Below are 19,154 nucleotides of genomic sequence, written 5' to 3' on the forward strand. Positions count from 1 at the left end.
CGGACACGCCGCACGATGACTGGTTCGCTCATTGCAACCAGAGGTTGGGCAGGAAGATGGGAAGGGGTAGAAAAATTAAAGATCGGGCAACTACACTGTCTCTACTGCGGTCATCAGAGCCAACCATTCCCCCCGTTCCAACCAGTCGCAACGCGACGGCAGATGCAGCTGTCTGCAACCCGACGCCACGCAACTGAGACGCAGTGAAAGGTTAGAAGATGGGAGGTTAGAAAATGGGGAAGCACTGGCCGATCAAACCCACTTGCGAATCGCCGTGGCACTCACATTTTTCTGTCGCACCAATCTTTCTGTCGACTCAATACCACAATCGGCGCCGAACAAGGTCTGTAGAACGTTCCGTCGTATCGCGTTTCCGCAGACTCCGAGACGCGTTTGTTCCTGTACGGCAAAAAAGCTCACACCGCAGGTGAGGACAGAAAAATTGGTGCGACAGAAAGATTTCAAAGACGGGATACTGGACAACCTATTTCGAAATCGCACTGAACTCGCCGCGCGATGGCAGGTTCGCTCTGCGCAACCAGAGGTTGGGTAGGAAGAGGGGAAGGGGTAGAAAAATTAAAGATCGGGCAACTACACTGTCTCTACTGCGGTCATCAGAGCCAACCATTCCCCCCGTTCCTACCAGTCGCAACGCGACGACAGGTTGTAGCCACGGACGTGAGTCCGTGGAAATTCACACACCCCATCGCACAGAGTCGCGAAGCGACGGCAGGTGCTGCCTTCGCCAACCCGATCCCGTGCAGCTGAAATGCAGTGAAAGGTTAAAAAATGGAAAAGGTTAGAAAATGAAGAAGAACTGGCCGACCAACCCCAATCGCGAATCGCCGTGGCACTCTCATTTTTCTGTCGCACCAATCTTTCTGTCAACTCAATACCACGGTCGCCGAACGTGACCTTTGGGGTGTCCTGTCGCATCAGGCCTATCCGGAAAATGCAGATGCGACCTGTTCCCGTTTGACAAAGACGCTCACACCGCATGTAACGACAGCAAGATTGGTGCGACAGAAAGATTTCTATGGCGGGATGCTGGACAGCTCATCTCGAAATCGCACTGAACTCGCTTCTCAATGGCGGATTCGCTCTGAGCAACCAGTGGTTGGGCAGGAAGATGGGAGGGGCAGGAAAATATAAGACTGGGAAAGCTGTTAGCTTGCACTGCGGTCACTGGAGCCAACGATCCCCCCGTTCCTACCAGTCGCGAAGCGACGGCAGGAGATCCCACGATCGATCGATTGCCCCTGGAGTGCCAGCTGCATCTTTTTAGCTTCGGTAGACAACCAGTTGCCCGAGACGTTTTGTTGCTGAACGCCATGCAAAGCCAAACATGCCGGCGTTAAGAACGCAATCGACGGTCTCCGCACGTCCGACGCATCGATATTGATGCGTCATCTTCACGGTGCCGGGCGAAGAGAACGTCGCCAGCCCCGTTTCTCAATTTTTCGAACATCATCAACCCTTGCAAGCGTGGGCAGATACGCCGCCAGTCGAGACAACTCGTCGTCGTCCGATTCACCAAAGTACGGTTTCACATAGACTGCATTGCCATAATTGCGTTCGAGCTTTTTCGGAGTGTCATCCACGACCAAGACTTGTGCAAGATCAAAGCCGATCTGCTTTACTTTCCTCAGGTCCTTTACGAAGTAATACTCCTGCCACTCTGCGTCAAATCGACGAACACAGCGATCACGACTCCATACAAACGCCAACTGAACATCCGATGGAATGGCTTGTGCCAAAACCGCGTGCAGATAGTCGGCACTTGAAGACGACCAAACAGCCAATTGAAACCGAACCGCACATGCCGACAAGAACTGGCGTAAATATGGCCTTCGCGATACGAAGTAGGGGCCGCAGCGGAAATCAACGGGCTGCTTCAATGAATCTTCTGAAGCGTGTATTAACGTCTCATCAACATCGAGAATCAAAAGTGGTCGCGGATCTGACGGGCGACTCGATTGTGTATTGATTTCTTCGCCCTCCTAAATTTGGTCGGCGGCCAACAGTATCTTTAGTGGACTAGGATAAGCGTTTGCGACACCGGTTCTTGTGGAATGGTTCACATCTTCCGAACCTTTCCAGCGCGGTATTGTCTCTTGTAAACATCCGCATACACCAAACGGAACTCCAGGACAGGGACATGCCAGAACCGAGCGTCATCCACTTCTACAGCGTAAACGACGAGTATGGCGAGTTCTCTAATTTTGCTGCCTACTCGATCAAACTGAAAGGAAAACGCTGGCCAACTTCCGAGCACTACTTTCAAGCATAGAAATTCCAAGACGATGGTCACCGAGAAGAAGTGCGAAAGGCCAAGACGCCGATGATTGCCGCTCGGCTTGGACGAGATCGCAAAAAGAAGCTTCGCCGTGATTGGGAGTCAATCAAAGACAACGTGATGCGGGATGCGGTCATGGCAAAGTTCACTCAGCACGATGACTTGTGTGAAAGGTTGCTGGCGACCGGCAATGCGAAACTGGTCGAGCACACCGCGAATGACGACTACTGGGGAGACGGCGGCGACGGCAGTGGCAAAAATATGCTTGGACAAATTTTGATGGGAGTACGGGAAAAACTGCGACAACAGGAAACGAAGTGACGACGGCAGCGAGGCGTGAGAATATTCAAATCGGCTTGCCGCCTGGCGGCTGCTTCGGGATATCGCCCCGCGTCCGTGATGCCTGCCTGCTAAATTAGAAAGGTCTCGATATTCGCAGTTTCTTCGTCCGTTTCGCAGCATAATGATGTTTCGTGCTTACCCCAATCATTGGGGATCACTCATTTACGAGCCCTGTGAATACGAATCCAACATTCAATTCTTCCAAAGTGGAGGTTTTACCCAAATATGCCGCAATCATTTCGCCAAGCTCTGCAAACAAAGCGAGGCACTGTTCGGAAATAGCTTTGTCATTTGAGTTCTGTGACAAATCACGCGGGGGGGGGAGTGTTTTCTCTGTCGTGCGCAAGGCTATGAGTCCCGTCGTGCCGCTGAGTCGCTGGGACTCGTTGCCTCGTCCACTACTTCCAATGTTCCACTTGGTCTTTACGTTAGCGGGGCGAGGACTCGCCATCCGGGGGCTCGGTGGGACCGGTCGATCCGGTTATTAGGTTTGTGGCAAATCTATTTGAATTGGCGTTGATGACGATCCGATGAACGGGGCTCGTGCACATCGCGTTCATATGCAAACCATTCTTCTTTTAACATCGAATTCTCTTATGTCGATGGGTTATCCAACCGCCCGTTCCTTCTTCCTTGGAATACTGTTTTTCGTCGGCGTGATCATGGCGTCAGAAGCCTCGGCGATGCAGATTTTCGTCAAGACGCTTGCCGGAAAAACCATCACGCTGGAAGTCGAAGCATCGGACAGCATCGAAAATGTGAAACAAAAGATCCATGACCATGCTGGCATCCCCCCGGAACAGCAACGACTGATTTTTGCAGGTAAATCACTCGAAGATGGTCGCACGCTTTCCGACTACAACATCCAAAAAGAATCGACCCTGCACTTGGTGTTATCAACGCCTGACCCGACGCCGGCCCCAGGATCCGCTTCCGCTGAATCATCCCTAGCCAATCTGCTGGGCAACACCACTCATGTCTTGATTCAAACCGGTGGCTTCCAGTTCCAATTGCTGCGAAATCAACTTCACAACATCCTTAACGCTCCAGGCGAACCCAACAGCGGCGGGATCCAATTTGTCGCCTTAGACGCCGCGCATCAAACGGATGATTTACAGTTGGTCAGCTACGTCGATGCTGAGATGCTAGGACCCGCGGTGCATAATCCAACCACCGATGATACATCACATTCATCCCACGGCTATCGAACCAACGGCAAAGCAAGTGGTTGGATCGAAGGTTACGGCGTTGGGGGACAAGCGGACGGACGCGGGATGGCGGCCGGTTTCGACTATGCCGCTGGCGGCACGCAGTTCGGAGTGTTCCGACGCATCGATCCGCAAACGCTATGCGGACTGTTTGGCAACTATGGCTACCAAGCGATTCGTTCTGATGACGGCACTCGTGCGGACATCAACGGGACACAGGCCGGCGTCTTCCTGCATCGGCAAGACGACCAAGGCAACTACTATATCTTGGCCGGAACCGCGGGCTACAACGATCACGAAACCTTGCGTTCTGGAGGTGTCGAAGGTGAATTCGGCGGCGTCCAGACCGGCGTCTTTCTGGAACGTGGCTGGACGCGATCGTGGCAGTCATTGACGATCCAGCCCACCAGTAGCCTGCAGCACATTTGGGTGCACCAGGACGATTTCACTGAAACGGGGACGGGAGGTGTCACGGTCGATGACATCGATGCGAATTCATTCCGTAGCATCCTGGGAGCTCATTGCTACGGATCCCAACGGACCTTGATGCATTCGGCTTGGAACTGGCAGCCGACCACTCGTGTTCACTGGATGCACGAGTTCCTCGATCCTGCGACCACGGTTACCGGCAGCTTCAACGGAACAAGCTTTGCGCTCGATGGTTTGGACTTAGGCCGTGACTGGGCTCTGGTGGGTTTCGGCGGTAATGCGTACCGACATCGCAACACGACTGTGGGCGCTAACTACGATCTGCAGATCAACGAGCGGCAAGCCTTTCACACCGGCAGCTTCAACATCATCTGGACTCGCTAAGGCCGCTGTGCCGAGTGCCTAAGGGACGTCGATTGAATTGCTGAAGGACGTTGAATTTAACGTAGCCTAGGCTTCCAGCCTGGGTTTGCAGTGGTTCCCAGGCTGGAAGCCTAGGCTACGTCACCAACGCCGCAGTAATTAAATCGACGTTCTCACCGACAAGTCCCAATGAATGCCAAAATCTCGGTGCAAGTCAGCTGAAAACGGTCTGCCGACATTGTGAACTGAGTACGCAGTTGCCAGCGGTGGTGGTCAAGAAGCGAATCCAGCTCGGATGTGATTGTAAAAACACCACCATTATCCCGCTCGACAGATAGCTTCCATTCTCCTGCCGGCGAGATCCATGCGGCCGATTGGCATTTATCGTATGGATGCGTGAACAATCGAACCAATCCGCTCCAAGACTCGGCGTCGACATCCAGGCCGGCAACACAGTCAGAGCAACGGACGTGAACACGCAGTCCGATTAGCGGTTGCAGTCGATCCGATGGATTGCGTTGCAACAGTCTCAATGACGATTGGCCGTCATCGTCAATGAAGTCGTAATGCTGCATGGATGCACTCCTCGATGCAAACCTGTCCGAGTGGAGCGGAGGTTCCGTAGATCAACAAAACAGCTTAACCGCCAAGCAATCCGCTCGCCATCTGTTTTCCGATCACCACATCGCAGGCGACTCGATACCAGCCAAAGCAGACCGGGTTGAGTTCGGCTGGAATCAGACTGCGTTTGGGTGTTTCTCCCATCTCCAGACCAAGCCGTCGTCAGGGTCCATCACCTCGCCGACGTACTGGAAGCCACATTTTGTCAACACACGCGTTGACGCGTTTGATTCGGGAAGGGTGTGTGCACGCACAACGCGGACGGTATCGTAGGTGAATGCGAAGACAGTCAACGCGGCGGCCGTTTCGGTCGCGAAGCCGTTGCCTTGATGATCAGAAAACACGTGGTACGCGATTTCTACGATTCCGTCTGAATCTGGCGGTCCTTTAAAAGCACACTCACCAATGACCGTGTCGTCATCGCGACGTTTGAGCGTGAACCCATGAACCCAAGGATCAGGCGATGTGGCACGGCTGACACGCGACAACCATTCTTCGGATATTTGCTGCTTGTCCGCAGGCGACATTACGTCGATCTTCGCCAACATTTCTTCGACTGACGGAAGAACCAGCTCGAGACGCTGCGTATGCAATGGAAATGGATTCATGACTTGCTTCTCTGCTTAAACGATTAACGATTGGCCTCCGTCAATCCATACAGGCGTGCCGGTGATATGATCGGAGAGATTACTCAATAGGAACGCGGCGAGGTAGGCGACCTGGGTGGGTGTTCCAAATTCGCCACCCGTCAGCGGAATGTTGCCCTCGGGAAACTCGACAGGGGTTTCGATTTTCTCCAAATGTTGGCGTTCGGTTTTATCATGGATCTCCGATTCAATCGCTCCCGGACATATCACGTTGACGCGAATTTTTGCCGGCGCCAATTCCAATGCCAGCATTTCGCCGAGGGCAAACTGCCCCGCCTTGCTTGCCGCGTACGCCGACGCCCCTTCATTGCTGAACGTTCGGGTGCCATTGATTGATGACATGATAACGATGCTGCCGCTGCCTTGTCGCCTCAGGTGGGGAACACAATGATGAACCGCGAGATAGGTGCCGGTCAGATTGACATCAATCGTACTCCGCCACTCCTCCGGTGTTAGCTCATCAATCGGCGCCCATTTCCCGTTGGTGCCTGCATTGGCGACCAAACCGTCAAGTCGTCCAAAGTGGTCCACGATCTTTTCGATAGCCGCTTTCATTTCCGATGAATTCGTCACATCGGCTGTTGCCAGAAACGCCGTTCCACCATCGGACTCAATCGCATCAACGACATCTTGCAACTCATCTTTGTCTCGAGCGATCACGGCGACTTTCGCACCGCATTTGGCAGCTTCGACCGCAATTCCCTTTCCAATCCCCTCACTACCACCGGTGATCACGACCACCTTCTCGCTCAAATCAATGTTCATCGTCGACCTCGAATGTTCTTAACTGTTTTTTGGGGGGGCGAATCGGTTTCGCATTGAGCCCCTTTAGACAACGCTGTGAAGCGTTTTCTCGTAGCTACCTTCGCCAGAAGGTGGTGATTCGTATTGGCCAGCAACCAGCCTCGCTCTGGCAAGCGTAGCTACGGAACGAAAACGCCGTAATTCGCCGTCTCTAAATTCTCCACAGCGTTGCCCTTTTGAGCACATTGCGTGCCTGAATCTTGAGTGGGCAACCGACGCCGCGATGATCCGTTTTTGCCAGAACAGGAGGATTCGGCGGTGAGTGGCGATCCGTTGGTATCGCGATGGGGTTTCTAAGGTGCACCGGCGTCGTGCCGGTTGAGGTGCGGGTCGCCAACTAGAACATTACGTCTGCAGTGATTTGCGTTCGGGATGGTTCCTGCCAGCGCTTTATCAACTTCGCCGATGCTGATTTCGCAGCAATCGAATGGGCCGGAGTCCGAAACATGTCCTGCCGTTGGCGTGAGCCAACGGTTTAAGAGCGACCTGTCGCCGTAAGGCCGGAGGCCGACACACTGACCGAGAGTGTGCCGCCCGCTGGGCTATGTTTCCCCGTCTCCGGTAGCCGGCGGGTCACGCCGCCGGCAGAGGGTGTGTCGGCCTCCAGCCTGTAATCAATGCCACCAAACCAACACACTTCTTCGTCGATGGAGAAGCAACATCCACATGCGTCGGAGCAAATCACCATGAAGCCCCGATATCAACACCGAAGTTTTTAGCAGCCCAGGATTTTGCCCACCGTTTGACAACGCTGGCGGGATTAAGATCAAGAGGATGATTTTGATTAAGAGATGACACGCGGCCTTGCGAGTGCATTGCTTTGCGCGGGGTGAGGGACACTCGCGTCTGTTACGGTTTTCGTTGCGGGGCACCCACTAGACGCTCGTTCGACTTTTGAAGTCGATCCATCACCGGGTCCAGAACCTCTTTCTTGGTGGTCGCTTGCCATGTCGGTGCATCGGCAGGGATTCGTTTTTGCGACTCAGGCATTTTCTTTCCATCGCTGAAACGATGCTGAGTCGCCAACACGCCGATACTCTGCCGTTGTCGATCCAACCACATCAACGTCCCGCTCGATCCCGAATGCGAAATCTGGTTCGCCAGCCCATCTTTGCCGGTGGATTTGAGCATAAAGCCAAGTCCATAGAACTTGCCCGGTCGATCGCCGCGATACATCTGTTCGATCGCATCACGTGGGATGAACGGTTTGCCATCATGCACCCCATGATTCTGGTGCAACAACATGAACTTGTTCAAATCGTCGAGTGTCGAGACAATCCCGCCACCGACGGACTTGTATTTCCCCGCTGGAATGAGCGGCGGAGGCAGCTTGCGGCGAAACTTTCCGTCCGATCGCCAGAGCCAGTAAAAATCGGCCATCTGTTCGGCGGTCTCCTCGTCGGGATAGTACGTCGTCTGCGTCATCCCCAGCGGCTCGAACAGCTCCGTTTGAATCGCGGTTTCAAGTGAACTGCCGGTCGACAATTCGACGATTCGGCCCGCGATATCGTATCCAATCCCGCTGTAGGCAAATTCGGTACCGGGATGGATCGGCATCGGTATCTTGGCTTCGTCGGTGACCGCATCGGCCAGCGTCATCCCTTGACCTCGAAGTCGCAGCCACGGACGTCCTCCCTCGTCATAGTCCGAGCGAAAGCCAGCGGTGTGACTGAGACATTGACGCAGCGTCGGTATGGTTACGGGTCGCTCGCCGGACTCGAGCACCAGATCACTCATTTCATGTAGATACGCATCGATCGGACGGTCCAAATCCAATCGCCGCTCCGCGGCAAGCTTCACGACAAGCGTGGCGATGATCGGTTTAGAAATCGAAGCGACGTGAAACGGCGTGTCCGCGGTAAAGGGTTTGCCGTGTTTGATATGGCGAAACCCGAATCCGTCTTTGAAAACCGTCTGGCCCTCGTGCACCAGCAACAAGGCGCCCCCAGGAACTTCGCCACGCAGCACGCTTTCGTCCAAATGTTTACGGAGCATGTTGTGATCTTGAGGAGCCAGGATGTGGGGTGTTTTCTTCGCTGCCGCATTGTGTTCGGCTGGCAACGGGCCAGCAGCCACCAAGAAACAGCACAGCACGCCCGCAAAATAGCTCACAGTCTTCATGCAACACCACGGTAGGAGACGCCGGGAACGAATTTCAGAGCGATAGCGTAGCGAGATCCCTCCATGGCTCCTAGTCCGCCTCTTCGAGCCCCCCAAACAGTGAACGGGCGATCATCCCCGCCCGATTCTTTGATGCAAAACGGTTCGGTTCGAGCTCGGTTAGAAGGCAATATCCCAGCGTGTCCGCCCAAAAATCGCAGTGAACCACCGACTGACGTCCGTGGTTCTCGCCTGCAATCGCTTCGCGACTATGTCGTCTGCGAGTCGCAGCACGATGGTAGGCTGTAGCCAAGGACGTCAGTCCGGGGAAAGACGTTGCACTCAATTTGCGGAGTCGCAAAGCGACGACATGAGATCGCACAGAAATGCAGGCTCCGTTGAAGAGACGAATCGCATGGTTTGCTGGTACGTGGGGTCGTTGCCCGTGGATCTCGAAAGGCACGCCTGTCGTCACGTCGCGACTGGATTGAATCGGTTGTTTGCTGACCACGGACTTGCGTCCGTGGCTATCACATGCCATCGCTTCGCGATTTTGTTGTCTGCGAGTCGCAACGCGACGACAGGCTGTAGCCCCGGACGTCAGTCCGGGGAAAAACGTTGCACTTAATTTGCCGAGTCGCGAAGCGACGGCATGAGGACTTGCCCCCGGTTGCCCGATTGGTGGCCACGTAATGATAGCACCCGACGTCGTAACCTGCCCTCGCCCTGCGATTTGCAATCAAGCAGTCGCAACGCGAGGATAGACAATAGTCCCAGACTACATTTCGGGGAAAAGCCCTAAAACACAAGTTGTCGTAATCCAACGACAGGAGAACGGACGATGTCATCTCATCACGGTATTCTTGTGCATGTCGTTTTTTCAACCAAATATCGTAAGCCACTTCTTCACTCAGATTGGTTAGACGACCTCTTCGCTTACATCGGAGGAACAATAAAGGACCACAAAGCCGTACTACTGAAGTCGGGCGGAATTGAAGATCACGTTCATTTGTTGCTTAAGATCCATCCTACGTTTGCAATCGCTGCGACCATTCAATTGCTAAAAGCAAACTCATCGAAGTGGATCAACGAGCAAAAATGGTTGAAAAACAAATTCCAATGGCAACTTGGTTACGGTGCATTCTCAGTCAGTCAATCGATGGCGAATGAAGTCAAGGCGTATATTGCGGGCCAACGGGAACATCATCGCAAACGGACCTTCCGCGATGAGTACCTAGCAATGCTCAAGAAACATGAAATCGAATTTGATCCACGCTACGTCTTCGAACAGGAAATCGTTGGGTGAAAACGCCTGTCGTCGCGTTGCGACTGGCCTAGAATGGTCTCGGAATAATCACGGACTTGCGTCCGTGGCTATCACATGACATCGCTTCGCGATTTTTGTATCTGCGACCAAACCACGGACTTACGTCCTTGGTTATCGCAGGTCATCGCTTCGCGATTGTCGACCAACCACGGATTTGTGTTCGCGTGCTACCCCTTCGTGAATGCGTGTGCTTTGCCGCTAGGGTTGCGGGGTGGTCTCGCGTTGGCTGAGGTGCTTTGCGAAGGCGACGGCGTTGGCGAGCCGTAGCGATGCTCGGGAACTGCCGTCCACTTGAGCCTGGATCGCTTGGTCGACCAAGAACGATTCGAGCGAATCGGATTTGGTGTGCGACTTCATGTGAATCGACTTTAGGATCAAGGTGTCGGAAAACTCGGCATCGACGTTCCTCAGCAACTTTGCAGTGTTCGAATGATACACGGCAACGTGGTCGGTCGGTCGCAAGAATGCTCGCCACTGCTGGCGAAAGGTATCGACCGAAACAGCATCGGCAAAGTCACTTTCGGTCAACTGCAAACGCTGGAGGAAATCACTCTCGAGTCCCGAGTCGGTTTGGATTGCGCATTCGAAACGCTCGCCACTGACCAGCCGCTCGGCAGTCCAGAGGATCGGTTTAGCGCGGAAACGATTCCGCACTCCTCGGCGTGCTCCGCGATCCAGCCGCTCTCCCTTCTCTTGCTCGCCATAGGCGACAACGACATTCTCGAGCTCGCGTGTCAAAACGCGTGGCACGTTGGCCGAACCGCGACGCCGCGATTGGTTGGCTCGCCAATTGGTGGCTGACGGGGTGTGATTGAGTTGGTCATCGACCATCCGCTCGAACGCACCAAGCAGCCGATCAAGCCCCTCGGTCTCGGGCTCGATCGCCCGTAATGCCGACACGGTGGCTTCGAGTGTCGATAGCGCATGCTCGTTCGGCTCGCGGCGGATTCGATAGCGGCCAGGGGTTGCCGGTGCCAATCGGTACCGCGGCAATGTTTGCAGTCGAGGGATATCCCGCATCAACGTTTTAGCGTGATGCCACGTGCCGTCGATCACGATCAATTGCTCGGGACGTTCGGCAGGCGAAAGTTCGCTCAACAATTTCGCATCGTTGCCGGGGTATAGCACACCGACGCGATCAGACAGCGGCAGTGATTCGAACCGCCGGTTGAGGTCGACGTTGTGCTCGGTCATCAAATCACAGCGGCGAAGCGATTGATTGACAATGCGAGCGGTGTTGAACGGGTGAAACCGCTCGCGGCGATGTTGCAAAATCAACACGTCGGTTTGGTTATCGACCTCGGGAATCACGTCGCAGAAACAGGCCTCGGCAGGCCGAAAACAGCGATAGCAACGTGGTTCAGTGTCCTTGGAGGGTCGGGTTTGCAGAGCAGGCATCGATGACGGTGAATCGGGAAAAACAGGTGAATTGAGGATCAGCCGAGCAAGGGAACCTTGATGACCTTGGCCGTAGTGTACTGTAAAATGCCGCCCTGCCTTCCCCCAATCCGATCGCAGTCCGCCGACAAGACGGCGTCATCCTCCAATCCTCGATGGCCATCTTCTTCGCGCGTCGAAGTCCTCGGCCCCATTATCACTGAGTGAAATTATTATGAATCGTGCTATCTGGATTGCCGGTCTGGCAAGCTTGCTATGTCTTTCGCAGTGGATGACCGCGGATGTCCATGCCGACAATTGGGCTCATTGGCGTGGGCCAACGGGTAACGGAGTCGCGCCCGGTGCCAATCCGCCGGTTGAATTCGATAGCCGCAAAAACGTGAAATGGAAAGTCAATATTCCAGGTCGCAGCTCGGGTTCGCCGGTGGTGTGGGAGGATCGTGTCTTTATCGTCACCAGCGAACCGGCGAGCAATGCGAATCGCGCAGGCGGACTGCCTCGTATGAGTTTCAAGGTGCTGTGTTTTGATCGCGGGACCGGCAACTTGGTTTGGGATGCGGTCGCCACCACGTCGACGCCTCATGAGCCGACGCATGCGACCAACAGTTTTGCATCCGCGTCGCCCTGTACCGACGGCGAGCACGTTTACGCGCATTTTGGTTCGCGCGGTCTGTACTGCTACACAATGGATGGCCAGCTGGTGTGGAAGCGTGACGATTTTGGCAAGATGCAAACGCGAAATTCGTTTGGCGAAGGCAGCTCGCCCACGATCGAAGGCGAGATGATCTTGTTGCCGTGGGACCACGAAGGTGACTCGGCGCTGTACGCGTTGGACAAGCGGACGGGCAAGACGATTTGGAAAACCGATCGCGACGAACCCACCGGCTGGGCCACGCCGCTAGTGGTTCCGTCGGATGGCAAAAAACAAGTGATCATGAATGGTGATACCACCGCTCGCAGCTATGACTTGGAAACCGGCAACGAGTTGTGGTCGTGCGGGGGACAAACCCAGCGTCCTGCAGCGAGTCCGGTGTACGCCGACGGAATCGTTTACATTGGCAGCGGATTTCGTGGCGCGTTCTTGGGCGCATTCGAGCTGGACGGCCACGGCGACATCGAAGGAACCCGCAACGTGGTGTGGCACTTGGATCGCGACACGCCTGATATCGCTTCACCGTTGCTGTCGTCTGGACGCATCTATTTCTACAAAGGCAAATCGGGATTGTTGTCGTGCGTCGACGCCAAGACGGGGAAACTGTTTTACAGCACGCAGCGATTGCCAGGGCTGCAGAACATCTATGCATCCCCCGTTGCCGCGGGAGGCTATGTCTACCTGTTCGATCGCAGCGGGTCGGTAGTGGTGATCGAAGATTCGCCGACGCTAAAGGTGGTAGCGACAAGCTCGATGGGTGAGACCGTCGATGCTACGCCCGCGATCGTTGACAACGAGATGTTCATCCGTGGCGAAGCACATCTGTTTTGCATCGCGAAATAGTTTTGCTTAGTAAAATAGGACCGCGAAATAGGATCGCGGCGTGAAGCATTTGCAGGCAGCAGGCAACGGCATTTGCGATTTGTAGCGACGCTCGCCAGAGCGTGGAGGGTGGCCTGCCAATACGAATCGACACCTGCTGGCGAAGGCGGCTACGAGAAAAGGTTACTCGCAAGGACGGCGGTCCAGGCGACGGTGCGAATCCAATTGGTGTGGACCAAACGGCGAATCGTGGCAACTTCGTAGCCGTGTTGCTGCAAGCGATTGTGGCAGGGGACGCTGAGCGTGAACGTTGAAACCCAGGCGATGACGATACCGAAGATCGCGAACCCATCGGCGATACTTGGATTCGACACGATCGTCCAACCGTGCAGCCCGACTTGCGCGAACATCAGCGGGATCACAAAGAACGAGATCAAATGGGTGTAGCGCCGGTGCCACGATTGGAATCGATCGGGATCACAGTATTCAAACGAGGGATAAATGATCCACTGGACCAACCAAATCAGCACACAAAGTCCTGTGTCGACAAGCGGTTTGAGCTGCAGGACAGTGTCAGGGATGTTCATTGAAAACGTCGATCAGAAAAGCAAACGAACGTTCGTAGATGCCGGGGGACGTGCTTTCACGCGGTCCGGCGATGTTCAGCGTCGCTGGCTTTTGCTTGGCAAGCCAGCTGGCAATCATCGCGGGTTGGTCAACCGGCAACCGCACCAGCAAATATGCTTTGTCAAGTCGATCACAAATCCGCCGCGTCAATCGCGTGCCGCTACCTAGTTTCTTTTCGTACAAAATTAAGGTCGCGTCGCTGTCGATCACGTTTTGCTCGGTGCGTGCGGGATAGTCGCTCGATGGCATCTCTTGCAACTCGTAACGACTGGGGATGCTGCCGTCTTCGGACAAGCGGCCTGCCGGACACCAACCGCCATGACCAATCCCCAACGCGATCGCGACGTCCAACCCGGCTCGATCCACCCCAGTTTGGCCTCCGGAGATGATCATTACCGGCCAGAGTCGTGGTTTGGCGGCACGTTTGATTTGTGACGACTTCTTTTTGGTCATAACTACCGCTGTTCGGGCGTTCCCAGTTTCGCTTCCATCGAATTATCCAGGACAAGATTTCGTCGCGATGGAATTAGCTTACCAAATTTCTGCCACGATTCGGGCAGCGGCGCGGACCAACCAACTCGTTCGCGTAGGGTCGGATGGGTGATTTCGAGTTTCCAGCTATGCAGCGCGATCCCCGATTCGAATGGGTTGCTGGCGTCGTATTTCCGGTCACCCCAAACGGGGAAACCGAGATGGGCGAATTGCAGCCGAATTTGATGCTTGCGTCCGGTCAACAACCGCACCGCGACGAGCGATGCATCGGGCGTGGCGGCGAGACAGACGTATCGCAGCCGAGCGAGCTGCGCCCCATCACGCTGTTTCGGCACAATTTCCATGCGGCGAGCCGAATCGTTTTTAGCAACATGGTCGACCAGCTCGCCATACTCAGCGTCCAAACATCCCTCGAGCACGGCGAGGTAGGTTTTCGAGGCGAGATCTTTGCCTTGTCCCGAAAACTGGGGCGTCAACCGAGATGCAGCCTTGCTGGTTTTCGCCATCACGATCACGCCGCTGGTCATCGAATCCAATCGGCTGACGATCCCCAGATACGCACGGCCCGGCTTGTTGTAGCGTTTTCGCAGGTATTCGGTGGCGTGGATGTGCAGGGTGGGACCTGTTTCTGCCCCCATCGTGATCAGTTCGGCTGGTTTATTGATGACCAGCAAATGGTTGTCTTCAAAAAGGATGTCAAGGTCGGACATGAGTGACGAGCGAATTGGGAACAAAGGAGAATAAGAGATCCGAAGATCGTAAGATCCGAAATGTAATTACGTTGGTTGTAGTGCCCCGGAGCAAGGAAACGTAGGGCATTGAGACAATTCCGGGCGGATTCTTCGCTGCCGCGGCGAATTGGCAGCGGTGATCGCAAGTTGCGGAATCCTGATCGAAGAGAGCGAGTCGTTTGTCAGGACCTGAAATTTGGGTGGGGCGACCTTAAAAATCGAGATGCCTTTGGCCGGTTCCCTCCAGCCGATAACGCCCCCCGAAGCCGCGGTTGGAACGAAAGTCTCGACGTTTTTTGCTAGCGAAGTTCCGGGGCGTCCAAACGCTGAATGCCCCGGCTGTCTTGACAACAGCCCGCGAGATGTTCACAATCAGCCTTACTGAGACTGATTCTCAATAAAAGGATAAGGCGTGACTGTGACGACACTTGATCAGCTGCAACCGGGGCAAATGGCCAAAATTGTCCGCATCGACGGATTTGATGGTATTGCATCGCGTTTGCGAGAAATGGGCTTTGTCCCAGGTCAATCGGTACAATTCCTACGCTCGGCGCCGCTGGGTGATCCGTTGAAATGCTCGGTCCAGGGCAGTCGGATTGCGGTTCGTTGTGGCGAAGCACGTCGTGTCTTGATCGAACCGATCGCGGAACCCGCGTTGGTTTCCTAACGACCGCGTTCGTTTTGCCCCCATCCGCAAGTAATCAATCAATTCGGATGCGATGATCCGTGTCCTGATCGACACGACCTCTCCCCCTTCCTTTCGCCAGAGCGTTCCTTCCTTCTGGCACGACCTTCCTAGGACATAGATTAAATCAATGGCGAGTTCCGCCAATCGCACCTTGCCCTCGGCGGGAAAGACGACTGCAAAAGTAACCTCCCGCGTGGCGCTTGTTGGCAACCCCAACACGGGCAAGAGCACGCTGTTCAATGCACTGGCGGGAATGAATGTCCGCACGGGCAACTATGCGGGCGTCACGATTGAAAAGAAGATCGGACGCTGCAACCTGGGCGGCCCCACCGACGCCGGCGACCACCGTGTCATCGATCTAGTTGACCTGCCAGGCACCTACAGTCTGGCGCCACGTTCACCGGACGAATTGGTTGCGGTCGAGGTTTTGACAGGCGATGTCGAATCGGAATCGCCGATCGATGTGATTGTATGCGTGGTCAACGCGACCGTGCTGCAACGAAATTTATTCTTGGTCAGCCAAGTGCTCGAACTTGGAAAACCAACGATCATCGCATTGAACATGATTGACACTGCTGACGCACGTGGCTTTGTGATCGATGTCGACCAATTATCCAAGAATCTCGGCGTTCCGGTCGTTTGCACGAGTGCATCGCGAAGGACGGGAATCGACGAATTGAAATCGGTGATCCGCGCCGAACTCGAGCAAGCGGATTCCGAATCCGTTCACCTAAAGCAGCGTGACCGTCCCCTTCCCAGCGAGTTTTACGAAGTTTGCAGCGAATTGCGAAGCGAGTTGGTCGCGCGAGCCTGCACGACGGAATCACTCTCGCACCGCGCGGCGGCCGAGGCGGTTCTGCCCGACCAATATCTAATTGAACGAATGTTGTTGGATCGCGGTGGCGAAGCGGAACGCCGCGCCGTCCGCCGCCTGGGAGCCGCCGTCTTGCCTGCGATCAGTGCGGCGCGCGAGAAGTTAGCCGACAAGGTGGGCGATCCAATCGATATGGAGTGTAGTGCACGCTATTCGTGGGCCGCACGCAGTCTGCAAAATGTGGTCTCAACCAAGCTTGGTAAACCACGCAACGCAACCGATCTGTTAGATGCGGTGTTGACGCATCGCGTGGTCGGATTGGTTTGCTTCTTTGCGATGATGTTCCTGATTTTCCAGTGCATCTATTCGTTTTCGTCGTATCCGATGGATGCGATCGAATACGGCACCGGACTGGTATCGGACTGGGTCACGGCGATCGTACCCCCGGGAATGCTGCGGAGCTTGTTGGTGGACGGCGTGATCGCGGGCGTCGGCGGCGTATTGATTTTTCTGCCGCAGATCGCGCTGCTGTTCTTCTTCTTGGCACTGTTGGAAGATTGCGGCTACATGGCGCGAGCCGCCTTTTTGGTCGACCGCGTGATGACGATGTTTGGGCTGAGCGGCAAGTCGTTTTTGCCGATGATGAGTTCGTTTGCATGTGCGGTGCCTGGTGTGATGGCGACTCGCGTGATCGAAAACCGCCGCGACCGATTTGCCACGATTATGGTCGCGCCGCTAATGAGCTGCAGTGCTCGATTACCCGTTTATCTGTTGTTGATCGGAGCATTCATTCCAAGTGCCAGCTACGTGGGCGGATTACTGTCGACGCAGGCGCTCGTATTGATGGCCATGTATTTAGTGGGTGTCGTGGTCGCGATTCCGATTGCATGGCTATTGAAACGGACGCTGCTGCGAGGCGAGGTCGCTCCGTTTGTGTTGGAGCTTCCCGAGTACAAGGTTCCTTCGGCGAGTGTGTTGTTTTCGCGCGTTTGGGAAGCGAGCAAAGCGTTTGTCGTGCGTGCGGGCACGATGATCTTTGCGGCGTCGATTGTGATTTGGTTCGCTGGTTTTTGGCCAGGAGACCATTCGCGACAATTTGAAATCCAACGTGAACTCGAACGACTCGAATCGATTCAAGTCGCAGCGAGCGAATCAGCGGCAGAGGATGAAATCGTGGCAGAGACGCCTGAGCTTGAAGAAATCGCCGCTCAGATTGAAACGCTCGAAGCCGAGCATCGCGTCTTGAGTGCGTCGCTATTGGAGAACAGTGCGCTCGGACATATCGGTCATGTGATCGCACCGGTGGTCAAGCCGCTCGGATGGGACTGGCGAATTGGTGTCGGAGCGGTCGCAAGTTTCCCGGCACGCGAGGTGATTATCGCGACCTTGGGAACGATTTACAGTCTTGGCGGCGACGTCGACGAAGAGGACGAAGGATTGATGTCGGCGCTACGAGCCTCGAAATGGCCTGACGGCCGGCCGGTGTTCACGGTGCCGGTGGCGTTATCGATCATGGTGTTCTTTGCACTGTGTGCGCAGTGCGTCAGCACGCTATTGGTGATCAAACGAGAAACCAATTCGTGGTTCTGGCCGGTGCTCAGTTTTACTTATATGACCGTGCTCGCGTATTTTGGTGCCATGTTGACTTACCAAGTTGGCACGCGCTTTTTCTAGGGGAGAACATGGCATCGTGATCGATTGGCAAACCATCATTTCGATCGGCATTGTCTTGGCGGCCGCCGCATGGTTATTGCGAGCGATGGTTTCAACCATTCGCAAGGGGCTCAGCCGCAATCCGGAGGACTCGGTGGGCTGTGGTCATTGCCCCAAAAATCCTGCGACCAAAGCCGAAAACAACTTGGTTCAGTTGAGCCGTCCTAAACGTGATTCGCGATAGCGGATGCGGAGGTCGTGTTTTGGGGATTTTTGGGAATTGGGAATTGGGTTTGATGAAAGCCTAGAAGCCTAACCCCCATCTTGGCCTTATAAAAATGATGGGGTGGGTTGCCCCACGCGGCGTGGAATTTCGTTAGAATCGGGCACCGAGTGTCCGGTCATTTCGTTTCTCCACACTTTGCCAAACGCAACATGAGCACCACTGTCGAGTCGATGCAGAGCCAAGCGGATGAGTTTCGTAGTCGTTACGGGGCTGTGCGTGACATGATTGGCCGCGTGATCGTCGGTCACGACGACATCGTTCATGGCGTGTTGACAGCGATGCTATGTGGCGGTCACTGTCTGCTCGAAGGCGTTCCCGGTCTCGGTAAAACGATGTTGGTGCGAACGCTTGCCGAAGTCCTCGAGCTGAATTTCAACCGCATCCAATTCACTCCTGACTTGATGCCCGCGGATATCTTGGGCACGAACATGATCAACGAGGACGAGCACGGACGACGCCAGTTCGAGTTCCAGCGTGGTCCCGTGTTCACGCAAATCTTGTTGGCGGACGAAATCAATCGTGCGACGCCAAAAACGCAGTCGGCGATGCTCGAAACGATGCAAGAAGGAACCGTCACGGCGGCGGGCCAACGGTTCACGCTCGATAAACCCTTCTTCGTCCTGGCAACACAAAACCCGATAGAACAAGAGGGCACCTACCCGCTGCCGGAAGCCCAAATGGACCGTTTCCTATTCAAATTGGTGGTCGGTTACAGTTCCCGCGAAGATTTGAACGAGATCGTCGATCGCACCACTCGCCGTGTGAAAACGGAAATTGAAAAGGTGATGGATGGTGCCGAGATCATGAAGTGGCAAACGCTGGTCCGCGAGGTAATTCTGGCCCCTCACGTGCAA

At 54.9% G+C, this 19,154-nt stretch carries 18 protein-coding genes and 1 pseudogene; 9 read left to right on the top strand and 10 right to left on the bottom strand.

Annotated elements, in window-relative coordinates:
- Positions 1–1,412: 1,412 nt before the first annotated feature.
- Positions 1,413–1,946 carry an NIF family HAD-type phosphatase gene (locus tag ABX962_RS08905; protein ID WP_372718592.1) on the bottom strand — a complete coding sequence of 178 codons (534 nt, stop codon included), beginning with the start codon at positions 1,944–1,946 and terminating at the stop codon, positions 1,413–1,415.
- A gap of 212 nt (positions 1,947–2,158) precedes the next feature.
- Between ABX962_RS08905 and ABX962_RS08910 the strand changes: the two genes are divergently transcribed.
- From ABX962_RS08910 to ABX962_RS08920, 3 genes and pseudogenes are all read left to right on the top strand, one after another.
- On the top strand, positions 2,159–2,290 hold the full coding sequence (locus ABX962_RS08910; protein WP_372718594.1) for a hypothetical protein: 132 nt from the start codon (positions 2,159–2,161) through the stop codon (positions 2,288–2,290).
- A gap of 15 nt (positions 2,291–2,305) precedes the next feature.
- Positions 2,306–2,617 (top strand): annotated as a pseudogene (locus ABX962_RS08915) (NADAR family protein); the annotation flags it as partial.
- Between the two features lie 623 nt (positions 2,618–3,240).
- Positions 3,241–4,659: an autotransporter domain-containing protein gene (locus ABX962_RS08920; RefSeq protein WP_372718596.1), complete on the top strand. Its 1,419-nt coding sequence runs from the start codon at positions 3,241–3,243 to the stop codon at positions 4,657–4,659.
- 152 nt (positions 4,660–4,811) lie between these two features.
- Here ABX962_RS08920 and ABX962_RS08925 read toward each other — a convergent pair whose 3' ends face one another.
- The 5 genes from ABX962_RS08925 to ABX962_RS08945 all read right to left on the bottom strand — a co-directional run bounded on the left by ABX962_RS08925 (position 4,812) and on the right by ABX962_RS08945 (position 9,123).
- Positions 4,812–5,213 (bottom strand): hypothetical protein, encoded by a 402-nt coding sequence (locus tag ABX962_RS08925; RefSeq protein ID WP_372718598.1) that lies wholly within the window; start codon positions 5,211–5,213, stop codon positions 4,812–4,814.
- Between the two features lie 162 nt (positions 5,214–5,375).
- Positions 5,376–5,867: a GNAT family N-acetyltransferase gene (locus tag ABX962_RS08930; protein ID WP_372718600.1), complete on the bottom strand. Its 492-nt coding sequence runs from the start codon at positions 5,865–5,867 to the stop codon at positions 5,376–5,378.
- A gap of 15 nt (positions 5,868–5,882) precedes the next feature.
- On the bottom strand, positions 5,883–6,671 hold the full coding sequence (locus ABX962_RS08935; protein ID WP_372718602.1) for an SDR family oxidoreductase: 789 nt from the start codon (positions 6,669–6,671) through the stop codon (positions 5,883–5,885).
- 888 nt (positions 6,672–7,559) lie between these two features.
- Entirely contained in the window at positions 7,560–8,831 is a 1,272-nt protein-coding gene (locus ABX962_RS08940) for a serine hydrolase domain-containing protein (protein ID WP_372718604.1), read from the bottom strand.
- A gap of 70 nt (positions 8,832–8,901) precedes the next feature.
- Entirely contained in the window at positions 8,902–9,123 is a 222-nt protein-coding gene (locus ABX962_RS08945; protein ID WP_372718606.1) for a hypothetical protein, read from the bottom strand.
- Positions 9,124–9,651: 528 nt separating this feature from the next.
- Here ABX962_RS08945 and tnpA point away from each other — a divergent pair.
- Complete coding sequence (gene tnpA / locus ABX962_RS08950) at positions 9,652–10,116, top strand: IS200/IS605 family transposase (RefSeq protein WP_372718608.1); 465 nt, start codon at positions 9,652–9,654, stop codon at positions 10,114–10,116.
- A 219-nt stretch (positions 10,117–10,335) separates the two neighbouring features.
- Here the strand turns inward: tnpA and ABX962_RS08955 are convergent, their stop codons facing one another.
- Positions 10,336–11,535 carry a tRNA-uridine aminocarboxypropyltransferase gene (locus ABX962_RS08955; RefSeq protein ID WP_372718610.1) on the bottom strand — a complete coding sequence of 400 codons (1,200 nt, stop codon included), beginning with the start codon at positions 11,533–11,535 and terminating at the stop codon, positions 10,336–10,338.
- A 214-nt stretch (positions 11,536–11,749) separates the two neighbouring features.
- Between ABX962_RS08955 and ABX962_RS08960 the strand changes: the two genes are divergently transcribed.
- Positions 11,750–13,030, top strand: coding sequence for a PQQ-binding-like beta-propeller repeat protein (locus tag ABX962_RS08960; RefSeq protein WP_372718612.1), 1,281 nt, complete (start codon positions 11,750–11,752; stop codon positions 13,028–13,030).
- Between the two features lie 149 nt (positions 13,031–13,179).
- Here ABX962_RS08960 and ABX962_RS08965 read toward each other — a convergent pair whose 3' ends face one another.
- The 3 genes from ABX962_RS08965 to ABX962_RS08975 are packed head-to-tail and all read right to left on the bottom strand — an operon-like array spanning position 13,180 to position 14,838.
- The gene (locus ABX962_RS08965; RefSeq protein WP_372718614.1) at positions 13,180–13,596 is read right to left on the bottom strand and encodes a hypothetical protein; all 417 of its coding nucleotides are present in this window, start codon (positions 13,594–13,596) and stop codon (positions 13,180–13,182) included.
- Entirely contained in the window at positions 13,583–14,089 is a 507-nt protein-coding gene (locus tag ABX962_RS08970; RefSeq protein ID WP_372718616.1) for a putative molybdenum carrier protein, read from the bottom strand. Before ABX962_RS08970 ends, ABX962_RS08965 begins: the two co-directional genes overlap by 14 nt.
- Positions 14,090–14,091: 2 nt before the next feature.
- Entirely contained in the window at positions 14,092–14,838 is a 747-nt protein-coding gene (locus tag ABX962_RS08975) for an RluA family pseudouridine synthase (RefSeq protein WP_372718618.1), read from the bottom strand.
- 439 nt (positions 14,839–15,277) lie between these two features.
- Here ABX962_RS08975 and ABX962_RS08980 point away from each other — a divergent pair, with 439 nt between their 5' ends.
- From ABX962_RS08980 to ABX962_RS08995, 4 genes are all read left to right on the top strand, one after another.
- Positions 15,278–15,526 carry a ferrous iron transport protein A gene (locus ABX962_RS08980; RefSeq protein ID WP_339943817.1) on the top strand — a complete coding sequence of 83 codons (249 nt, stop codon included), beginning with the start codon at positions 15,278–15,280 and terminating at the stop codon, positions 15,524–15,526.
- Between the two features lie 148 nt (positions 15,527–15,674).
- On the top strand, positions 15,675–18,035 hold the full coding sequence (gene feoB, locus ABX962_RS08985; protein WP_372718620.1) for a ferrous iron transport protein B: 2,361 nt from the start codon (positions 15,675–15,677) through the stop codon (positions 18,033–18,035).
- A gap of 16 nt (positions 18,036–18,051) precedes the next feature.
- Entirely contained in the window at positions 18,052–18,258 is a 207-nt protein-coding gene (locus tag ABX962_RS08990) for a hypothetical protein (protein WP_372718622.1), read from the top strand.
- Positions 18,259–18,449: 191 nt separating this feature from the next.
- Positions 18,450–19,154, top strand: a 705-nt coding sequence (locus tag ABX962_RS08995; protein ID WP_372718624.1) for an AAA family ATPase, incomplete at its 3' end; no start/stop codon positions are given.

It is taken from the genome of Novipirellula sp. (assembly GCF_041583735.1).
Lineage (GTDB): Bacteria > Planctomycetota > Planctomycetia > Pirellulales > Pirellulaceae > Novipirellula.

Coding starts and splice junctions, on each gene's coding strand:
- ABX962_RS08960 (WP_372718612.1), top strand. CDS start 11,750: ATGAATCGTGCTATCTGGATTGCCGGTCTGGCAAGCTTGCTATGTCTT.
- ABX962_RS08965 (WP_372718614.1), bottom strand. CDS start 13,596: ATGAACATCCCTGACACTGTCCTGCAGCTCAAACCGCTTGTCGACACA.
- ABX962_RS08975 (WP_372718618.1), bottom strand. CDS start 14,838: ATGTCCGACCTTGACATCCTTTTTGAAGACAACCATTTGCTGGTCATC.
- ABX962_RS08925 (WP_372718598.1), bottom strand. CDS start 5,213: ATGCAGCATTACGACTTCATTGACGATGACGGCCAATCGTCATTGAGA.
- ABX962_RS08935 (WP_372718602.1), bottom strand. CDS start 6,671: ATGAACATTGATTTGAGCGAGAAGGTGGTCGTGATCACCGGTGGTAGT.
- ABX962_RS08920 (WP_372718596.1), top strand. CDS start 3,241: ATGGGTTATCCAACCGCCCGTTCCTTCTTCCTTGGAATACTGTTTTTC.
- feoB (WP_372718620.1), top strand. CDS start 15,675: ATGGCGAGTTCCGCCAATCGCACCTTGCCCTCGGCGGGAAAGACGACT.
- ABX962_RS08930 (WP_372718600.1), bottom strand. CDS start 5,867: ATGAATCCATTTCCATTGCATACGCAGCGTCTCGAGCTGGTTCTTCCG.
- ABX962_RS08910 (WP_372718594.1), top strand. CDS start 2,159: ATGCCAGAACCGAGCGTCATCCACTTCTACAGCGTAAACGACGAGTAT.
- ABX962_RS08940 (WP_372718604.1), bottom strand. CDS start 8,831: ATGAAGACTGTGAGCTATTTTGCGGGCGTGCTGTGCTGTTTCTTGGTG.
- ABX962_RS08970 (WP_372718616.1), bottom strand. CDS start 14,089: ATGACCAAAAAGAAGTCGTCACAAATCAAACGTGCCGCCAAACCACGA.
- ABX962_RS08955 (WP_372718610.1), bottom strand. CDS start 11,535: ATGCCTGCTCTGCAAACCCGACCCTCCAAGGACACTGAACCACGTTGC.
- tnpA (WP_372718608.1), top strand. CDS start 9,652: ATGTCATCTCATCACGGTATTCTTGTGCATGTCGTTTTTTCAACCAAA.